Origin of the sequence: Pseudomonas azotoformans, from assembly GCF_001579805.1 — a bacterium.
Taxonomy (GTDB): domain Bacteria; phylum Pseudomonadota; class Gammaproteobacteria; order Pseudomonadales; family Pseudomonadaceae; genus Aquipseudomonas; species Aquipseudomonas azotoformans_A.
In genome coordinates, this window is the sequence record NZ_CP014546.1 from 1329935 (window position 1) to 1347349 (window position 17415).

At 59.2% G+C, this 17415-nt stretch carries 18 protein-coding genes and 1 pseudogene; 9 read left to right on the plus strand and 10 right to left on the minus strand.

Annotated elements, in window-relative coordinates; all coding sequences use genetic code 11:
- The first annotated feature begins 5 nt into the window (after positions 1-5).
- The 4 genes from AYR47_RS06305 (at position 6) to AYR47_RS06315 (ending at position 2069) form a co-directional block, all read left to right on the plus strand.
- Positions 6-617 (plus strand): hypothetical protein, encoded by a 612-nt coding sequence (locus AYR47_RS06305; RefSeq protein WP_061434635.1) that lies wholly within the window; start codon positions 6-8, stop codon positions 615-617.
- 143 nt (positions 618-760) lie between these two features.
- Entirely contained in the window at positions 761-910 is a 150-nt protein-coding gene (locus AYR47_RS33325) for a hypothetical protein (RefSeq protein WP_420492058.1), read from the plus strand.
- Between the two features lies 1 nt (position 911).
- Positions 912-1481 carry an imm11 family protein gene (locus AYR47_RS06310; RefSeq protein WP_061434637.1) on the plus strand — a complete coding sequence of 190 codons (570 nt, stop codon included), beginning with the start codon at positions 912-914 and terminating at the stop codon, positions 1479-1481.
- A gap of 231 nt (positions 1482-1712) precedes the next feature.
- Entirely contained in the window at positions 1713-2069 is a 357-nt protein-coding gene (locus AYR47_RS06315; RefSeq protein WP_061434639.1) for a DUF7716 domain-containing protein, read from the plus strand.
- Between the two features lie 87 nt (positions 2070-2156).
- Here the strand turns inward: AYR47_RS06315 and AYR47_RS06320 are convergent, their stop codons facing one another.
- The 3 genes from AYR47_RS06320 to AYR47_RS06330 form a co-directional block, all read right to left on the minus strand.
- Positions 2157-2432, minus strand: a complete 276-nt coding sequence (locus AYR47_RS06320) for an HU family DNA-binding protein (RefSeq protein WP_003176958.1) — start codon at positions 2430-2432, stop codon at positions 2157-2159.
- Between the two features lie 191 nt (positions 2433-2623).
- Positions 2624-3772 carry an NAD(P)/FAD-dependent oxidoreductase gene (locus AYR47_RS06325; RefSeq protein ID WP_033897277.1) on the minus strand — a complete coding sequence of 383 codons (1149 nt, stop codon included), beginning with the start codon at positions 3770-3772 and terminating at the stop codon, positions 2624-2626.
- A gap of 37 nt (positions 3773-3809) precedes the next feature.
- Positions 3810-3977, minus strand: coding sequence for a rubredoxin (locus AYR47_RS06330; RefSeq protein WP_015886569.1), 168 nt, complete (start codon positions 3975-3977; stop codon positions 3810-3812).
- Between the two features lie 194 nt (positions 3978-4171).
- Here AYR47_RS06330 and AYR47_RS06335 point away from each other — a divergent pair, with 194 nt between their 5' ends.
- Both AYR47_RS06335 and ubiA read left to right on the plus strand, forming a co-directional pair.
- The gene (locus tag AYR47_RS06335) at positions 4172-4735 is read left to right on the plus strand and encodes a chorismate--pyruvate lyase family protein (RefSeq protein ID WP_033897276.1); all 564 of its coding nucleotides are present in this window, start codon (positions 4172-4174) and stop codon (positions 4733-4735) included.
- Positions 4735-5625, plus strand: coding sequence for a 4-hydroxybenzoate octaprenyltransferase (gene ubiA, locus AYR47_RS06340; RefSeq protein ID WP_033897275.1), 891 nt, complete (start codon positions 4735-4737; stop codon positions 5623-5625). The genes AYR47_RS06335 and ubiA overlap by 1 nt, the downstream gene beginning before the upstream one ends.
- Before the next feature lie 32 nt (positions 5626-5657).
- On the opposite strand, the gene AYR47_RS06345 is transcribed toward ubiA, so the two are convergent.
- Entirely contained in the window at positions 5658-6038 is a 381-nt protein-coding gene (locus AYR47_RS06345; protein ID WP_038845531.1) for a COG4315 family predicted lipoprotein, read from the minus strand.
- Positions 6039-6193: 155 nt separating this feature from the next.
- Between AYR47_RS06345 and phoB the strand changes: the two genes are divergently transcribed.
- From phoB to AYR47_RS06360, 3 genes and pseudogenes are all read left to right on the plus strand, one after another.
- On the plus strand, positions 6194-6883 hold the full coding sequence (gene phoB / locus AYR47_RS06350; RefSeq protein WP_003176964.1) for a phosphate regulon transcriptional regulator PhoB: 690 nt from the start codon (positions 6194-6196) through the stop codon (positions 6881-6883).
- Positions 6884-6954: 71 nt separating this feature from the next.
- On the plus strand, positions 6955-8241 hold the full coding sequence (phoR, locus tag AYR47_RS06355) for a phosphate regulon sensor histidine kinase PhoR (protein ID WP_237142560.1): 1287 nt from the start codon (positions 6955-6957) through the stop codon (positions 8239-8241).
- A gap of 124 nt (positions 8242-8365) precedes the next feature.
- Positions 8366-9707 (plus strand): annotated as a pseudogene (locus AYR47_RS06360) (hemolysin family protein).
- A 3-nt stretch (positions 9708-9710) separates the two neighbouring features.
- Here the strand turns inward: AYR47_RS06360 and AYR47_RS06365 are convergent.
- The 6 genes from AYR47_RS06365 to AYR47_RS06390 all read right to left on the minus strand — a co-directional run bounded on the left by AYR47_RS06365 (position 9711) and on the right by AYR47_RS06390 (position 17070).
- Positions 9711-10382: a peptidoglycan DD-metalloendopeptidase family protein gene (locus tag AYR47_RS06365; RefSeq protein WP_061434641.1), complete on the minus strand. Its 672-nt coding sequence runs from the start codon at positions 10380-10382 to the stop codon at positions 9711-9713.
- A gap of 87 nt (positions 10383-10469) precedes the next feature.
- On the minus strand, positions 10470-11378 hold the full coding sequence (locus AYR47_RS06370) for a response regulator (protein WP_016978633.1): 909 nt from the start codon (positions 11376-11378) through the stop codon (positions 10470-10472).
- Between the two features lie 169 nt (positions 11379-11547).
- Complete coding sequence (gene phoU, locus AYR47_RS06375; RefSeq protein ID WP_016978634.1) at positions 11548-12309, minus strand: phosphate signaling complex protein PhoU; 762 nt, start codon at positions 12307-12309, stop codon at positions 11548-11550.
- A gap of 114 nt (positions 12310-12423) precedes the next feature.
- Complete coding sequence (gene pstB / locus AYR47_RS06380) at positions 12424-13257, minus strand: phosphate ABC transporter ATP-binding protein PstB (RefSeq protein ID WP_025856391.1); 834 nt, start codon at positions 13255-13257, stop codon at positions 12424-12426.
- A 93-nt stretch (positions 13258-13350) separates the two neighbouring features.
- Positions 13351-15021 carry a phosphate ABC transporter permease PstA gene (pstA, locus tag AYR47_RS06385; RefSeq protein ID WP_033897271.1) on the minus strand — a complete coding sequence of 557 codons (1671 nt, stop codon included), beginning with the start codon at positions 15019-15021 and terminating at the stop codon, positions 13351-13353.
- A gap of 15 nt (positions 15022-15036) precedes the next feature.
- Positions 15037-17070 (minus strand): ABC transporter permease subunit, encoded by a 2034-nt coding sequence (locus AYR47_RS06390; RefSeq protein ID WP_208603936.1) that lies wholly within the window; start codon positions 17068-17070, stop codon positions 15037-15039.
- Positions 17071-17415: the final 345 nt, after the last annotated feature.

Sequence of the window (17415 nt, forward strand, 5' to 3'; positions counted from 1 at the left end):
TAGAAATGATCTTAAGCTGGAAAGCGCCTATCTATCACAGCGAAAAACTTCTGGGCTCATACGATACCGAGATCGGCTCCTATGAGACTGCGGGATCGAACTTTGATTATTTATCGCTACTGTCAGGCGAACCGTATCCCGCCGACATGGATAGACCAAAAATATTTTTCCCATGCCAAAAGAAAAAGCTATTGGCGTATGACTGCTTATGGTTGTTGGGTGACATACCGTTGGTGAGCCAGAGGTTGGCAGATTTCCTCATGCAGAAAGCCAACCATCATATTCAGCTCTTGAAACCCGCTAGTGTTGCTGCAAACGGAGAAGCCGTGGATGACAGCTATTACATCCTCAATGCTGCCCAAGCGATTAGCGCTGTTGATCACAGCAAGTCGGTACCGGAGCTCTCTGACAGTGGCTCAATACTGTACTTCAATGAAATTTGGCTTCGTGATACCGCCGCAGGAATGGAAGGGATTGCCCGTGAGCGTGATTCTGGCGACCTATTGATTTCCCAAGATTTGGCTGATGCCATGATAGAAAACCGGTTCAAAGGTGACAAAGGACTAGGCTTCTACATCGCTAATCAATCATTTACCCCCTATAAAAAACAGGCATAAAATTAACAATAAAGGGGACGGATCTATTCAATCCGGATAGGAACTATAAATAAATCTGACCCCTTTATCCGTGCAAATGTCGCACTATTCACAAAGGCTCACATCCTGGATACAACAAAGCTGTTCGGGCACAACTCAATGAAATATCCCTCGCGGGCAAGGCTGGAAAATGGAAAGAAGCCCAGGACGCGCAGGCAGTGAGGGAGGTTGTCAGCTCTGAACGGTCGAGATTACGCAATGGGCGTACTCGGTTGAATAGAAACTCAACTCAAGCAGGTCGCTGCGGGAAATAATATGTACCTATTAGAAATCAGTGAAAATTATTCAGAAATTTACTGGTTCAAATACGACCAAAAAAAATCTCCCGACCACCTATTTTTTATTAGTGGAGAAGAGCAATCATTAGTTACTTCCACTCCAACCTTTAGAAATAAAAATAAGATTAGCGCATCTCGCTTAATGTCCTTCGATCTTCTTCAAAGTGACACGCTTGAATTTGTAAGCGAGGCAATGGCCAACGTACTGCGCAAATTCCCGGAAGACGTTCAGCTTTTTCCTGCCAACGTTTATCTAAAAGAAGAAAAGCTGGAAGTTTACTATGTATACAATGTGATCCAGATACTCCCTTGTATTGATTTGAATAACTCTCAATATGGTCCCATGCTCAGCTTTATGCCAGATGGTCCTCTGAGATTCACCACTCTTCAAAGTCTGCCACCTGCTACTTTAGGCAATCACCATATCGTGAGAGCTAAGGAAAGTTCACAACGCGTCTTTGTTTCCCAGCAGTTCAAGCAGCAATGCGAAGCATCCCAGCTTAAAGGTCTTCGATTCGTAGACTGTTCCAAAGGTATCCAAGTTTGAGCAATAAAGAGCAATAAGGGGGCGCATCTATTTAATCCGGACAGGGACTATAAATAAGTCTGACCCCTTTATCGTTCCACCCTGTAGTAGGTGGCAATTTGCAGTTGGTCAGTCACGAGGACCATAAAAACCGTCACGGCGACTACCACCCGAAAGGCCGTAACGGAAAACGAGTAGGCGGCAGAAAAACCTGGGGTGGCGGGTCATCTTGTAGAAAATGAGGAGTCAGTGATGAAAAAGATGCAAGGCTTCACCAACCTGTTCAGCACCGTCAACTCCCATACCGATAACGACTGGGTCTATACCAAAATGGATAAATGGGAAGAAGAACCAGGGAATGCAATTTTCTACCTCATTTCCGAGGAGGAAATTGACGATCTCGAGGAAGACGATAAAACAGTCGAGAATTCTGCCGGCGAGCTTATCCCCAAGTCTCTGGAAAAAGAAAACGTCGAAACCTGGTTGGATGTGCAAACTCTACAAGCCATATTTGAAGTCATTCAAAAGAAGGTTACCGCGCCAGATAATGATATTTTGATCCGAGCAATCAATCACTATCGGGAATACGACGACTTCATGGAAGGCTGATTCCTATCCAACAAAAAATGGGCACCCAACCCCGTCGGCGTGCCCATTTTTTCCTACCACCCCGCCTCCTTCGAGACGGTAACGCCCTTACGCGTTAACAGTGTCTTTCAGCGATTTGCCCGGTTTGAACGCAACAGTGTTGCTGGCCTTGATTTTCACCGGTTCGCCGGTCTGTGGGTTTTTGCCGGTGCGGGCGCCGCGATGGCGTTGCAGGAAGGTGCCGAAGCCAACCAGGGTGACGCTGTCCTTGCGGTGCAGGGCGCCGGTGATTTCTTCGAGAACGGCGTTGAGGACGCGGTTGGCCTGTTCTTTGGTGAGATCCGCTTTTTCAGCGATGGCGGCTGCGAGTTCTGGTTTACGCATAAGTGAAGCCTCTTTGACGGTTTTTTGTTGTTATGTCCGTGCTGCTCTCTTCTGGAGCAGCGCCCAAAGCGCCGCAGGCTCTACTCTGCGGCAGACGGGAGTGAGGATGGCATGCCCTCGCACGCTCCGCCAGTCTTGCGGCGACCTTTCTAGGGTGAAAAACGCGGTTATTCCGACAGAACGACCGGTATTTACGCCAGCAACGGCGGAAGTTCTTTATTGAGGGCGAGTTTTTCCATCACGGCGCTGCCCGTCAGGGCGTAGCCCAGCAGGCGGCCGCTGGCGTCGCGGCACAGGGCCTTGATATCGGCGCCCTCGCCTTCAACGCTCCACACGCCTTCGGTGCCCCGTGGCGGTGGCGAGACCACCAGCGGGCAGACCGGCGTCTTGACGGTCACCGGCATCGGGCCGTAGCTGACCGACGTGGCGTTGCCGGCCAGGGTCTGGGCCAGCGCGCGGGCGCAGCTCATCAGCGGCATCACGTACAGCAGGTTCAGGCCGTCGACCTCGGCGCAATCGCCCAGGGCATAGATGTTGGCGTGGGAGGTCTTGAGGTGACGGTCCACCGTGATCCCGCGATTGGTCTGCAGGCCGGCGGCGGCGGCAAGGTCCACACGCGGGCGCAGGCCGATGGCCGAGACCACCAGGTCGCAGGCGATGACTTCACCGTCCGACAGATGGGCTTCCAGGCCGTCCGCGGTGCGCTGCAGGCGATTGAGTACTGGGCCAAGATGGAAGCGTGCGCCGAGGCTTTGCAGCCCGGCCTGTACCGCTGCGGCCGCGGCCGGGTGCAGCAGGGTCGGCATGACTTGCTCGCAAGGTGCCACCAGGTCGATTTCATAACCGCCGAGGATCAGGTCGTTGGCGAATTCACAGCCGATCAAGCCCGCGCCGAGCAACAGCACACGGCGCTTGCCGGCAGCGGCGGTACGGAAGCGTGCGTAATCTTCGAGGTCGTTGATGGGGAAAATCAGCTCAGCCGCATCACCTTCCACCGGTACACGCACGGTTTCGGCGCCCCAGGCCAGGATCAGGTCGCGGTAAGCCACCGCTTCCTCACCGATCCACAAGCGCTTGTGGCCCGGGTCGATGCCGCTGACGCGAGTGTGGGTGCGCACTTCGGCCTTAAGTTGCTCGGCCATGGCGCCAGGTTCAGCCATGCTCAGGCCATCGGCTTCCTTGTTCTTGCCAAAACCGGTGGAGAGCATGGGCTTGGAGTAGGAACGCCCGTCATCGGCGGTGATCAGCAACAACGGGGTCTCGCTGTCGAGCTTGCGAAACTCTCGGGCCACGTTGTAACCGGCCAATCCTGTGCCGATGATCACGACAGGTGCGTTCATTCCTTTCTCCTTGTAGTACTTATCTGAAAACCAAAAATCAGCCGATTTCGATCATTTCGAAATCCATTTTGCCCACGCCGCAGTCCGGGCACAGCCAGTCTTCCGGGACGTCTTCCCAGCGGGTGCCAGGCAGAATTCCGTCATCCGGCCAGCCGTCTTTCTCGTCATAGATCAGGCCACAGACTACACATTGCCACTTCTTCATCACTTGCTTCCTCAGGGTCAGGCATCTTGGCCGACGGTCGATAGACCCGCGTTGCCGTGCGGCTCAGGGCGTTTTGTACTGATCGGGGCCGGCAGATGCAAGCACGATCGACGCAAACAGCCGGTTCGGTCCGGCAAAAACCAGAGGCGTCATGGTAAGCTCGCCGCCTCTTTTGCTGCCAATACTGACTCACCGTGCCGCACTCAATCGACCCTCCCGATGCTTGCCAATGGCTGATCCAGAGCCTTCTGCACCCTGCGCCCGCGCCCTTGACCCTCAATTGGCTGTTCAACGAAGACTCACTGACACGGCGGCTGACGTGGCTGTCCAACGACGGTTTCAGCGTGACGCCGCTGTTCGAGGGCTGGCAACCGTTGCGAGACGATGAATGCGCCGCCCTGGCATTGCCACCGGCCAGTATCGGCTGGGTACGCGAGGTGTATTTGCGCGGGCACGGCCAGCCTTGGGTGTTCGCGCGCAGCGTGGCGGCACGCAGCGCCTTGCAGGGCGACGGCTTGCATATGGATGAGTTGGGCAGCCGCTCACTGGGCGAATTGTTGTTCTGCGACCAGGCATTCACGCGCCAGGCCATCGAGGTGTGCCATTACCCAATAGAATGGCTGCCTGCGGCGGATCAGGTCGACGGACTATGGGCGCGCCGTTCACGTTTTGATCGCGGGCCGCTGAGCGTGTTGGTCGCAGAGGTCTTTCTGCCCAGCTTCTGGCACGCGTTGCACGCCCATCCGGAGAACTGCTGATGTACCAGCGTCTGCTCAAATCCCTGAACCACTTGAACCCGAGGGCCTGGGACTTCATCCAACTGACCCGCATGGACAAGCCCATCGGCATCTACCTGCTGTTGTGGCCGACGCTGTGGGCGCTGTGGATCGCCGGCAAGGGCTCGCCGTCCCTGCTCAATATTGTGATTTTTGTGCTGGGTGTGGTGCTGACCCGCGCCGGTGGCTGCGTGATCAATGACTGGGCCGACCGCAAGGTCGACGGCCATGTGAAGCGCACCGAGCAGCGCCCGCTGGTGAGCGGCAAGATCAGTTCGAAAGAGGCGCTGGTGTTTTTCGCGGTGCTGATGGGCATCAGTTTCCTGCTGGTGCTGCTGACCAACGCCACCACCATCCTGCTGTCCCTCGGCGGCCTGGCCCTGGCGGCGAGCTACCCGTTCATGAAGCGCTACACCTACTACCCGCAGGTGGTGCTGGGGGCGGCGTTTTCCTGGGGCATGCCGATGGCGTTCACTGCCGAGACCGGCAGCCTGCCCGCCACCGCGTGGCTGCTGTATATCGCCAACCTGCTGTGGACGGTGGGCTACGACACCTATTACGCGATGACCGATCGCGATGACGATTTGAAAATCGGTGTGAAATCTACGGCCATCCTGTTTGGTGAAGCTGATCGCGTGATCATTCTGACCTTGCAGGGGCTATCACTGGGCTGCCTGTTGTTGGCCGGGGCACGGTTTGAGCTGGGCGGCTGGTTCCACCTGGGGTTGCTGGCGGCGGCAGGCTGTTTTGCCTGGGAGTTCTGGTATACACGGGACAAGGATCGGATGAAGTGCTTCAAGGCGTTTTTGCACAACCACTGGGCAGGGTTGGCGATATTTGTCGGGATTGTGGCGGATTACGCGTTTCGATGAGGGGCCAGGCCCCTCACCGTTAGGGGTATGCATCAAGGTTTGGCGACTTTCCAGGCCCCGTCCATTTTTCCCTCACCGGTCATGTCGCCCGCCTTCTTGTCCATGATGAAGGTATAGAGCGGCTTCCCGCTGTAAGCCCATTGGCTTTTCTGATCGTCACGGGTGATGACGGTCCATTTCCCCATGGGCTTATCGGTGGACTCAGCCATCAGCGGAGGCCAGTTGGTGGCGCACTTGTCGTTGCACATGGACTTGCCATCGGCGTCCTTGGCAAAGGTGTATAGCGTCATGCCCTTGTGGTCGACCAACATCCCGTCTTTCGTCATCGCGGGTTCCGCCGCGAACGCCAGGGTCGGCAGCGTCAACGCCGCCGTTACCAGCAGGGCTTTCCAGGAAATCGTGCTGTAAGTCATCGGAACCTTCCTTTTGTGGTTGTCAGGATTCGGACCCAAAGCGTAGTCCAGAGAGGCGGGAATTGCCTGAGCGACTAAATTACTGTCACACGACTGCAATAATTCCGTTATCTAATGCGGCGCAAGACAGTTAAATGACAAGAGGATTTTTGAGCATGGTTGGCAGGAGCATTCTGATTGTTGACGACGAAGCGCCCATCCGCGAGATGATCGCCGTTGCGTTGGAAATGGCCGGCTACGACTGCCTGGAGGCCGAGAACTCCCAGCAGGCCCATGCCATTATCGTCGACCGCAAGCCGGACTTGATCCTGCTGGACTGGATGTTGCCCGGCACCTCCGGTATCGAACTGGCCCGCCGTCTCAAACGTGACGAGCTGACCGGGGACATCCCGATCATCATGCTCACCGCCAAAGGCGAAGAGGACAACAAGATCCAAGGCCTGGAAGTTGGCGCCGATGACTACATCACCAAGCCGTTTTCCCCACGCGAGTTGGTAGCGCGTCTGAAAGCCGTATTGCGCCGCGCCGGCCCGACCGATGGTGAAGCGCCCATCGAAGTCGGCGGCCTACTGCTGGACCCGATCAGCCACCGCGTGACCATCGACGGCAAGCCAGCCGAGATGGGCCCGACCGAATATCGCCTGCTGCAATTCTTCATGACCCATCAGGAGCGCGCCTACACCCGCGGCCAATTGCTGGACCAGGTGTGGGGTGGCAACGTGTATGTGGAAGAGCGCACCGTGGACGTGCATATCCGCCGCCTGCGCAAAGCCTTGGGCGATGCCTACGAGAATCTGGTACAAACCGTGCGCGGCACCGGTTATCGATTTTCCACCAAGGGCTGAGCCTGACTTAACAGCTGACAAGGACGCATGTTCAAGTGAACCAAAACTGGCATGGCACCCTGATCCGCCACATGCTTTTGCTGATCACCGGCTGCCTGTTGGTGGGTTTGATCAGCGGTTACTACGGCTGGAGCCTGGCAGCCGGCATTGCCTTGTACCTGGGTTGGACCCTCAAGCAACTGCTGCGCCTGCATGAATGGCTGCGCCAGCACAAACCCGACGAAGCACCGCCCGATGGCTACGGCCTGTGGGGCGAAGTGTTCGACAGCATCTACCATTTGCAACGCCGCGACCAACGGGTACGCGGGCGCCTGCAAGCGGTGATCGACCGGGTGCAGGAATCCACCGCCGCATTGAAAGATGCGGTGATCATGCTCGACAGCGACGGTAACCTGGAATGGTGGAACCGCGCCGCCGAGACCCTGCTGGGCCTCAAGACGCCCCAGGACAGCGGCCAGCCGGTGACCAACCTGGTGCGCCATCCGCGCTTCAAGGAGTACTTCGAACAGGAGAACTACGAAGAAGCCCTGGAAATCCCCTCGCCCACCAATGACCGCGTGCGTATCCAGCTGTACCTGACGCGCTACGGCAACAATGAACACCTGATGCTGGTGCGCGACGTCACCCGCATCCACCAGCTGGAACAGATGCGCAAAGACTTCGTCGCCAACGTCTCACACGAGTTGCGCACACCGCTGACGGTAATCTGCGGCTATCTGGAGACGCTGCTGGACAACGTCGACGAGATCAATCCGCGCTGGAGCCGTGCCCTGCAGCAGATGCAGCAGCAAGGCTCACGTATGCAGACACTGCTCAACGACCTGCTGTTGCTGGCCAAGTTGGAGGCGACCGATTACCCCTCGGACAACCATCCCGTCGCCGTGCAAAGCCTGCTGCAGACCATCAAGAACGACGCCCAGGCCCTGTCCGGTCAACGCGGGCAACAGATCACTCTGGAAGCCGACCCGGCCGTGCTGCTCAAAGGCAGCGAAGGCGAATTGCGCAGCGCGTTTTCCAACCTGGTGTTCAACGCCGTGAAGTACACCCAGGACAAAGGCAATATCCGCATCCGCTGGTGGGCCGACGAACAGGGCGCGCACCTGAGCGTGCAGGACTCCGGCATCGGCATCGACGCCAAGCACCTGCCGCGCCTGACCGAGCGTTTCTACCGTGTCGACTCCAGCCGCAACTCCAACACCGGCGGCACCGGGCTTGGCCTGGCGATCGTCAAGCATGTGCTGCTGCGTCACCGCGCGCGCTTGGAGATCAGCAGCGTATTGGGCCATGGCAGTACGTTTACCTGCCATTTCCCGCCAGCACAGATGACCCGATCAAAGGCAATTGATCAGGACACCTGACGGCCCGCCCGGCAGTGGGCACTAGGCAAGCGCCCCGTCAGCCGCTACATTGGCCGACTTGCGCCTGCCTTTCAGGCCCACCTGCCACCCCTTATTGAACACACGGAACCTGCAAAACCCCATCATGGACCCTTCCCCTGGTATCACCCTCGCTACACTCTTCGCCGACTTCGGCATGATTCTTTTTGCACTGATCCTGGTACTGCTCAACGGTTTCTTCGTTGCGGCGGAATTTGCCATGGTCAAACTGCGCGCGACTCGGGTCGAGGCCATCGCCCACAAGAACGGCTGGCGCGGGCAGATCCTGCGCACCGTGCACAGCCAGCTCGACGCCTACCTGTCGGCCCTGCCAGCTGGGTATCACCCTCGCCTCGCTGGGTCTGGGTTGGGTCGGTGAGCCGGCCTTCGCGCACATCCTCGAACCGTTGCTGGGCGCCGTGGGCGTCGAGTCGCCGGAAGTGATCAAGGGCGTGTCGTTCTTTGCCGCCTTCTTCGTGATTTCCTACCTGCACATTGTGGTCGGTGAGCTGGCGCCCAAGTCCTGGGCGATTCGCAAGCCCGAGCTGCTGTCGTTGTGGACGGCGGTGCCGCTGTACCTGTTCTACTGGGCCATGTACCCGGCGATCTACCTGCTCAACGCCAGCGCCAACGCCATCCTGCGTATCGCCGGCCAAGGCGAGCCTGGCCCGCACCACGAACACCATTACAGCCGTGAAGAACTCAAGCTGATCCTGCACTCCAGCCGTGGTCAGGACCCGAGCGACCAAGGCATGCGCGTGCTGGCCTCCGCCGTGGAAATGGGCGAACTGGAAGTGGTGGACTGGGCCAACTCCCGAGAAGACCTGGTGACCCTGGACTTCAACGCCCCGCTCAAGGAAATCCTCGCGCTGTTCCGCCGCCACAAATTCAGCCGCTACCCGGTGTATGACGCGGTGCGCAACGAATTCGTGGGCCTGCTGCACATCAAGGACCTGCTGCTGGAACTGGCGGCCCTGGACCACATCCCCGAGTCGTTCAACCTGGCCGAGCTGACCCGCCCGCTGGAGCGTGTGTCGCGGCACATGCCGCTGTCGCAACTGCTGGAGCAGTTCCGCAAAGGCGGCGCGCACTTCGCCCTGGTGGAAGAAGCCGACGGCAAGATCATCGGCTACCTGACCATGGAAGACGTGCTGGAAGTGCTGGTGGGCGATATACAGGACGAACACCGTAAGGCCGAACGCGGCATCCTGGCCTATCAGCCGGGCAAGCTGCTGGTGCGTGGCGACACGCCGCTGTTCAAGGTCGAGCGCCTGCTGGGCGTGGACCTGGATCACATCGAAGCCGAAACCCTGGCCGGTCTGATCTACGACACCCTCAAGCGCGTGCCGGAAGAGGAAGAAGTGCTGGAGGTGGAAGGCTTGCGCATCATCATCAAGAAGATGAAAGGGCCGAAAATCGTGTTGGCCAAGGTGCTGCTGCTGGATTGACTCTCAATTGCCCAACGCAAAGTTGGGCAATGCACCCACGGGCTGGTTGAACTCATACGGGATCGACACCAGCCCCGCCTCAGTGGCGCGCTGCACCACGAAATGCAAGTGCGGCCCGCTGCTGTTGCCGGTATTGCCCGACAGGGCCAGCGGGCTTCCCACCGCCACACGTTGACCTGCCCGAACGCTGACCGAACCTTGCTTGAGGTGCAGGTACACCGCCTCACTGCCGTCGTCATGACGCACTCGCACAAAATTCCCCGACGCATCATTGCCACGCCCGACCTGCTCATTCTCGGTCTTCACCACCATTCCGCTGCGCGCCGCAATAATCGGCGTGCCCTCGGGCATGGCGATGTCCATGGCGTAGCGGCTCTTGGCGTCGGTATGGCTGAAGCTGCCGTTGGGGCCTTGGCTCAGGCGAAACGGGCCGCCACGCCAGGGCAAAGGGTAGCGGTAGGCCTGCTGTTGATCACTCGGTTTGGGCACGACCAGCATCGGCGGCTTCACGCGTTCGACCTTGCGCTCCTGAATCACAAACGCCTGGGCGCCTGGAGTATGCCGGTCACTGAAAAACACCACGCCGTTGGCATCGGTGGATTTGTAGAGGGTCATGGCCTGGGTCGACAAAGCGACCGTTGCCAGCCCACCGCACAGCAATAAGCGCATGAGCATGGCGTGAACCTGCCGGGATGACTGAGCGGCAGGTTAGCAAGGGATCGTTACAGTCTGTAGTGAGCGGGCTTGCCCGCTCACTACAAATCAGGCACCCGGCACAAAATGCTTCTGCGCCGTACCCCGTGCGATCAGGCGGGAGATGTAGTCGAGCTTCTGCGCGTCCTGGTCAATAAACCGGAAGGTCAGCTGCAGCCAATCGCTGTCAGGCTTGGGCTCAAAGGCGACGATGGCGTGCAGGTAGCCGTTGAGACGGGCCACTTCGGCGTTGTCGCCCTGCTCCAGGTCGAGCACGGCGCTTTCAAGTACCTGAGGCAGGACTTCGCCACGACGTACCACCAGCAGCGCTTCCTTGATGCTCAGCGCCTTGATCACGCATTGCTGGTTGCCGCTGGACAGGCGCAGCTGGCCCTGGCCACGACCGCCGGCCGGCGCTGCTGAAGGGGCTTGTACCGGCGGGCTGTTGAGCAAGCCTTTGCTCGGCGCTGGAGCGGCTGCAACAACCGGCGCCGCACGCGCCGCTTCGGGCTTACCGCCGGTCAGTGCGCTCAGGGAATCGTTACCGAAGGCAGAGTTCATTTTGGTCGGAGCACTGGCGACCAAGGCGTCGAGGCGCCCGATTTTGTGCAGGGCCTGCTTGACCTTGTTCAACAACTGCTCGTTGGTGAACGGCTTGCTGACGTAACCCGATACTCCGGCCTGGATGGCCTGGACCACGTTTTCCTTGTCGCCACGGCTGGTCACCATCACGAACGGCATTGCCTTGAGGTGAGGCTGCTCACGGCACCAGGTCAACAATTCAAGGCCGGACATCTCCGGCATTTCCCAGTCGCACAGCACCAGGTCGAAGCTCTCGCGCATCAGGATGGCCTGGGCCTTTTTGCCGTTCACCGCGTCTTCAAGCTTGATCCCGGGGAAGTAGTTGCGCAGGCACTTCTTCACCAAGTCGCGGATAAACGAGGCGTCATCCACCACCAATACACTGACTTTACTCATCGACCCTTCATCCTAATTAAAACTTCGGCACGCAAGACGCCTGACTGATGGCATTTTGCCAAAACTCGGTAGTCACGTTGGGAATTTATCTCGCTCAACGTGCAAAAAATTCAGTGGCCACAAACAAAAACGCCCGACCAAAGGCCGGGCGTTAATTTCTCGGGCAACCTTACTTATCGTCAGTTTGGCCCGGAACATTAGGGATAAGATCAGCCGAACCTTCAACTTCGGCCTTCATGCGCTTGAGGCCCATGTGCCGTACGTCGGTGCCGCGCACCAGGTAAATCACCAATTCCGAGATATTGCGCGCGTGGTCGCCGATACGCTCCAGGGAACGCAGCACCCAGATAATGCTCAAGACCCGCGAGATAGAGCGGGGGTCTTCCATCATGTAGGTCGCGAGTTCACGCAGCGCGGTCTTGTATTCGCGGTCGATGATCTTGTCGTACTGGGCCACCGACAGTGCCAGCTCAGCATCGAAGCGAGCAAAGGCGTCGAGGGCATCGCGCACCATGTTGCGCACCTGGTCGCCGATGTGGCGCACTTCCACGTAACCGCGCGGCGCTTCGCCTTCTTCGCACAGTTGGATGGCACGGCGGGCGATCTTGGTGGCTTCGTCGCCGATGCGCTCCAGGTCGATCACCGACTTGGAGATGCTGATGATCAAACGCAGGTCGGACGCCGCCGGCTGGCGACGGGCCAGAATGCGCAGGCATTCTTCGTCGATGTTGCGTTCCATCTGGTTGATCTGGTCGTCGATCTCACGCACTTGCTGGGCCAGGCCCGAGTCGGCCTCAATCAGCGCGGTGACGGCGTCGTTGACTTGCTTCTCCACCAGCCCGCCCATCGCCAGGAGGTGGCTGCGCACTTCCTCAAGCTCGGCGTTGAACTGCGCGGAGATGTGGTGGGTAAGGCCTTCCTTCGAAATCATGGTTTTGCTCCGCAAAAGCTGTAAGCCGCAAGCTACAAGCTGCAAGCTGATGTGTGTCGTTAATCAAACTTCCTTTACTTGCCGCTTGAAACTTGCGGCTTGCAGCTGCCCCAACTAGCCATAACGACCGGTGATGTAGTCTTCGGTCTGCTTCTTCGCCGGATTGGTGAACAGGGTATCGGTATCGCCGAACTCCACCAGTTTGCCCATGTACATGAACGCGGTGTAGTCGGAAACCCGCGCCGCCTGTTGCATGTTGTGGGTCACGATGACGATGGTGAACTTGGATTTCAGCTCGTAGATCAGCTCTTCGACTTTCAGCGTGGAGATCGGGTCGAGTGCCGAGCAAGGTTCGTCGAGCAGCAGCACTTCCGGCTCAACCGCGATGGTGCGGGCAATGACCAGACGCTGTTGCTGACCGCCGGACAGGCCGAGGGCCGAGTCGTGCAGACGGTCTTTGACTTCGTCCCACAGCGCCGCGCCTTTCAAGGCCCACTCGACGGCTTCGTCGAGGATGCGCTTCTTGTTGATGCCCTGGATGCGCAGGCCGTAGACCACGTTTTCGTAGATGGTCTTGGGGAACGGGTTGGGCTTCTGGAACACCATGCCCACGCGACGACGCAGCTCGGCCACGTCTTCGCCCTTGCGGTAGATATTGGTGCCGTAGAGGTTGATGGCACCGTCTACGCGGCAGCCGTCCACCAGGTCGTTCATGCGGTTGAAGGTGCGCAGCAGCGTGGACTTACCGCAGCCCGACGGGCCGATGAAGGCGGTCACGCGCTGCTTGGGGATGTTCATGCTGACGTCGAACAGCGCCTGCTTTTCACCGTAGTACAGGCTCAGGCCCGGCACTTCGATGGCCACGGTTTCCTGGGCCAGGCTCAGGCTCTGCTTGTCGCGACCCAGGGCAGACATGTTGATGCCGTGGGTGTGGGTGTCTTGTTGCATGGTCTCACTCCGTTCGTAGCTGCCAGCCTTTAGCTGCAAGCTGCAAGATTTGAGCAAAAGCGGCTTGTAGCTTGCCGCTTGTGGCTAATAGCTTTAGCTGTCTAGCGCTTTGTATTTTTCGCGCAGGTGGTTACGGATCCACACCGCCGACAAGTTGAGCGTGGCGATCACCAGCACCAGCAGCAACGCAGTGGCGTACACCAGCGGCCGTGCGGCTTCGACGTTAGGGCTCTGGAAGCCGACGTCATAGATATGGAAGCCCAGGTGCATGATCTTCTGGTCCAGGTGCAGGTACGGGTAGTTGCCATCCAGCGGCAGCGACGGCGCCAGTTTCACCACACCGACCAGCATCAGCGGCGCCACTTCGCCCGCGGCGCGGGCCACGGCGAGGATCATGCCGGTCATCATCGCCGGGCTGGCCATCGGCAGCACGATCTTCCACAGCGTTTCCGCCTTGGTCGCGCCCAGTGCCAGGGAGCCTTCGCGTACGGTGCGAGGAATCCGCGCCAGGCCCTCTTCGGTGGCCACGATCACCACCGGCACCGCGAGCAGCGCCAGGGTCAGCGAGGCCCACAGCAGGCCCGGCGTGCCGAAGGTCGGCGCCGGCAGGGCTTCGGCGAAGAACAGGCGGTCAACCGAACCACCCAATACATACACGAAGAAGCCCAGGCCGAACACGCCGTAGACGATGGCCGGTACACCGGCCAGGTTGTTCACAGCGATACGGATGACGCGGGTCAGGGTGTTCTGCTTGGCGTATTCACGCAGGTACACCGCCGCCAGCACGCCGAACGGGGTGACGATCATCGCCATGATCAGGGTCATCATCACGGTGCCGAAGATGGCCGGGAAAATCCCGCCTTCGGTGTTGGCTTCCCGTGGGTCATCGCTGAGGAATTCCCAGACCTTGCTGAAGTAGAAGCCGATCTTGGTGATCGTGCCCATGGCGTTCGGCTGATAGGCGTGCACCACTTTGCCGATGCCGATTTCCACTTCCTTGCCGTTGCCGTCGCGGGCGGTCAGCGCGTCGCGGTTGAACTGGGCGTGCAGGTCGGCCAGGCGGGCTTCGATGTCCTGGTAGCGGGCATTCAGTTCTGCGCGGTCAGCATCCATGTCGGCCTGGGCGGCAGCGTCGAGCTTGCCTTCCAGCTCCAGCTTGCGGCCGTGCAGGCGGATACGTTCGAGACCGGCGTTGATCGCGCCGATGTCGGATTTCTCCAGGGTCTTGAGCTGAGCGGCCAGCTTGTTGACGCGATCCACACGGGCCTGCAGCTCCGGCCATGCGGCCTCGCCTTCGGCGATGACCTTGCCGTCCTGCTTGACGTTGACCAGGGTGCCGTAGAAATTGCCCCACTCACGACGCTCGATGGTCATCAGGTTCGCCGGCGTGGTCTGGTCCTTGAGCCACTCGCCGACGATCCAGGTGAAGTCGTTGCCGTTCAGGTCACGGTTGCCGACCTTGATCAGCTCGCGGGTCATGAACTCCGGGCCTTGGTCCGGCACCGGCAGGCCAGCGCTTTTCAGGCGCTCGCGAGGCACTTCTTCTTTCTGCACCACTTCGCCGATGACGATATGGTTGGCCTGGCCCGGCACGTTGTAGTTGGCCTGGATCAGGTCGGCCGGCCAGAAGTGGCCGAGGCCACGCACGGCAATCACCGCCAGCAAACCAATGGTCATGATGACCGCGATGGACACCGCGCCACCGCTGATCCAGACGCCGGGGGCGCCGCTCTTGAACCATCCATTCAGGGAGTTCTGTTTCACAGACTTCTACCTTTCTTAAAGCGACGAGTATTTCTTGCGCAGACGCTGACGGATCAGCTCCGCGAGGGTGTTCATGATGAAGGTGAACAGCAGCAGCACCAGCGCCGAGAGGAACAGCACGCGGTAGTGACTGCCGCCGACTTCCGACTCGGGCATTTCCACCGCCACGTTGGCCGCCAGGGTGCGCAGGCCCTCGAACAGGTTCATCTCCATCACCGGGGTGTTACCGGTGGCCATCAACACGATCATGGTCTCGCCGACAGCACGGCCCATGCCGATCATCAGCGCCGAGAAGATACCCGGGCTGGCGGTCAGGATGACCACGCGTGTCATGGTCTGCCACGGTGTGGCGCCCAAGGCCAGCGAGCCCAGGGTCAAGCCGCGCGGCACGCTGAACACGGCGTCTTCGGCGATGGAGTAGATGTTCGGGATCACTGCGAAGCCCATGGCCAACCCGACTACCAGAGCGTTGCGCTGGTCGTAGGTGATGCCCAGGTCGTGGGAGATCCACATGCGCATGTCGCCGCCGAAGAACCAGGTTTCCAGGTACGGGCTCATGTACAGCGAGAGCCAGCCCACGAACAGGATCACCGGGATCAGGATCGCGCTTTCCCAACCATCGGGAACTCGCAGGCGGATCGATTCAGGCAAGCGGCTGAAGACAAAACCGGCCACCAGGATGCCAATCGGCAATAGCATCAACAGGCTGAAGATGCCCGGTAGATGCCCTTCCACATACGGCGCCAGGAAAAGGCCGGCGAAGAAGCCGAGGATCACCGTCGGCATGGCTTCCATCAGTTCGATCACCGGCTTGACCTTGCGACGCAGGCTCGGGGCCATGAAGTACGCGGTGTAGATCGCGGCGGCAACGGCCAGAGGTGCAGCCAGCAGCATGGCGTAGAACGCAGCCTTCAGGGTGCCGAAGGTCAGCGGGGCCAGGCTCATCTTGGGTTCGAAATCGGTGTTGGCGGCGGTCGATTGCCAGACGTATTTAGGCTCGTCGTAGTTCTCGTACCAAACCTTGCTCCACAGTGCGCTCCACGACACTTCCGGGTGCGGGTTGTCGAGCATCAACGGCTGCAGCTTGCCGCCGGCTTCGACGATCACGCGGTTGGCCCGTGGCGACATGCCGTACACGCCTTGGCCATCGACTACAGGGTCGACCAACAGGGTGCGGTGCGCGGTGCTGTGGAACACGCCGAACTTGCCGGAAGCATCGAGGGCGGTGAAGCCTTTGCGACGTTCTTCGGCAGAAATTTCTACGATAGGCGTTGTTCCCATCTGGAAGGTGCGGATCTGCTTGAAGCGCTGCTCGCCATCCGGGTCGCGGGCCATGAACCACTGGGCCAGGCCGCCTTTGGAGTTACCGACGATCAGCGAAATACCGCCCACCAGTTGCGTGCTGGCGGTGATTTCGGCCGTGCCGTCTTCGAGCAATTTGTAGCGCCCGTTGAGGCTCTTGTCGCGCAGGCTGAACACATCGGCCAGGGCGCGGCCGTTGATCACGTACAACCATTGCTGGCGTGGGTCGATGAAGATCGCCTTCACCGGCTCGGTCATCTGCGGCAGTTCGATGCGCTTCTGCTCGCTGGTGACTTCGCCGGTCATCATGTTTTCTTCGCGGCTCAGGGACAGCACGTTCAAGTGCGAACCGGCGGAACCTGCAACCACCAAGGTAGAATCGGTGGCGTTAAGGGCGACATGCTCCAGTGGGCGACCGGCGTCATCCAGCACGATCGGCGTTTCACCGTAGGGGTATTCGATCGCAGGGGTAATGGTTTTCTTGCCGTCCGGGTAGGACACTTTATAAGTGTGGCGGAACACCATGGACTGGCCATTGGACAGACCGAGGATCACCAACGGGCTACCGGGCTGGTCTTCACCGATAGAGGCAACGCGGGTGCCGGCAGGCAGTGGCAGGTCGACGCGCTTGAGTTCAGCGCCGGTTTCCACATTAAAGAACAGTGCCTGGCCCTTGTCGGAAACCCGCATGGCGACTTGGTTCTGTTCTTCGAGGGAGATCATCAGCGGCTTGCCCGCGTCCTGGATCCAGGCCGGGGTCAGGGCGTCTTCCTTGGTCAATGAGGCACCTTGGAACAGCGGCGCGACGACATAAGCAAGAAAGAAGAAAATCAGGGTGATGGCGCCGAGGACGGCGAGGCCGCCGACCAGCACATACCAACGGGTCAGGCGATCCTTGAGCGCGCGAATGCGGCGCTTGCGTTGCAGCTCAGGCGTATTGAAATCAATGCGCTTGGGGGGAGAAGTCGTCGTCATGGTGGAATTGGCCAGATCATTCATGCGCACACCCTAGCGATCCTGTATGACAGAAAGATGACAGTGCAGTGACGCAACAAATCCGCCGCGAAGCAAGGCTGGCAGCGGACTAGAAAA

Coding starts and splice junctions, on each gene's coding strand:
- AYR47_RS06345 (WP_038845531.1), bottom strand. CDS start 6,038: ATGACTTACAGCACGATTTCCTGGAAAGCCCTGCTGGTAACGGCGGCG.
- AYR47_RS06325 (WP_033897277.1), bottom strand. CDS start 3,772: ATGAACGCACCTGTCGTGATCATCGGCACAGGATTGGCCGGTTACAAC.
- pstB (WP_025856391.1), bottom strand. CDS start 13,257: ATGCAACAAGACACCCACACCCACGGCATCAACATGTCTGCCCTGGGT.
- AYR47_RS06320 (WP_003176958.1), bottom strand. CDS start 2,432: ATGCGTAAACCAGAACTCGCAGCCGCCATCGCTGAAAAAGCGGATCTC.
- AYR47_RS06310 (WP_061434637.1), top strand. CDS start 912: ATGTACCTATTAGAAATCAGTGAAAATTATTCAGAAATTTACTGGTTC.
- AYR47_RS06315 (WP_061434639.1), top strand. CDS start 1,713: ATGAAAAAGATGCAAGGCTTCACCAACCTGTTCAGCACCGTCAACTCC.
- AYR47_RS06305 (WP_061434635.1), top strand. CDS start 6: ATGATCTTAAGCTGGAAAGCGCCTATCTATCACAGCGAAAAACTTCTG.
- phoB (WP_003176964.1), top strand. CDS start 6,194: ATGGTTGGCAGGAGCATTCTGATTGTTGACGACGAAGCGCCCATCCGC.
- AYR47_RS06370 (WP_016978633.1), bottom strand. CDS start 11,378: ATGAGTAAAGTCAGTGTATTGGTGGTGGATGACGCCTCGTTTATCCGC.
- AYR47_RS06330 (WP_015886569.1), bottom strand. CDS start 3,977: ATGAAGAAGTGGCAATGTGTAGTCTGTGGCCTGATCTATGACGAGAAA.
- phoU (WP_016978634.1), bottom strand. CDS start 12,309: ATGATTTCGAAGGAAGGCCTTACCCACCACATCTCCGCGCAGTTCAAC.
- ubiA (WP_033897275.1), top strand. CDS start 4,735: ATGTACCAGCGTCTGCTCAAATCCCTGAACCACTTGAACCCGAGGGCC.
- AYR47_RS06365 (WP_061434641.1), bottom strand. CDS start 10,382: ATGCTCATGCGCTTATTGCTGTGCGGTGGGCTGGCAACGGTCGCTTTG.
- phoR (WP_237142560.1), top strand. CDS start 6,955: ATGCTTTTGCTGATCACCGGCTGCCTGTTGGTGGGTTTGATCAGCGGT.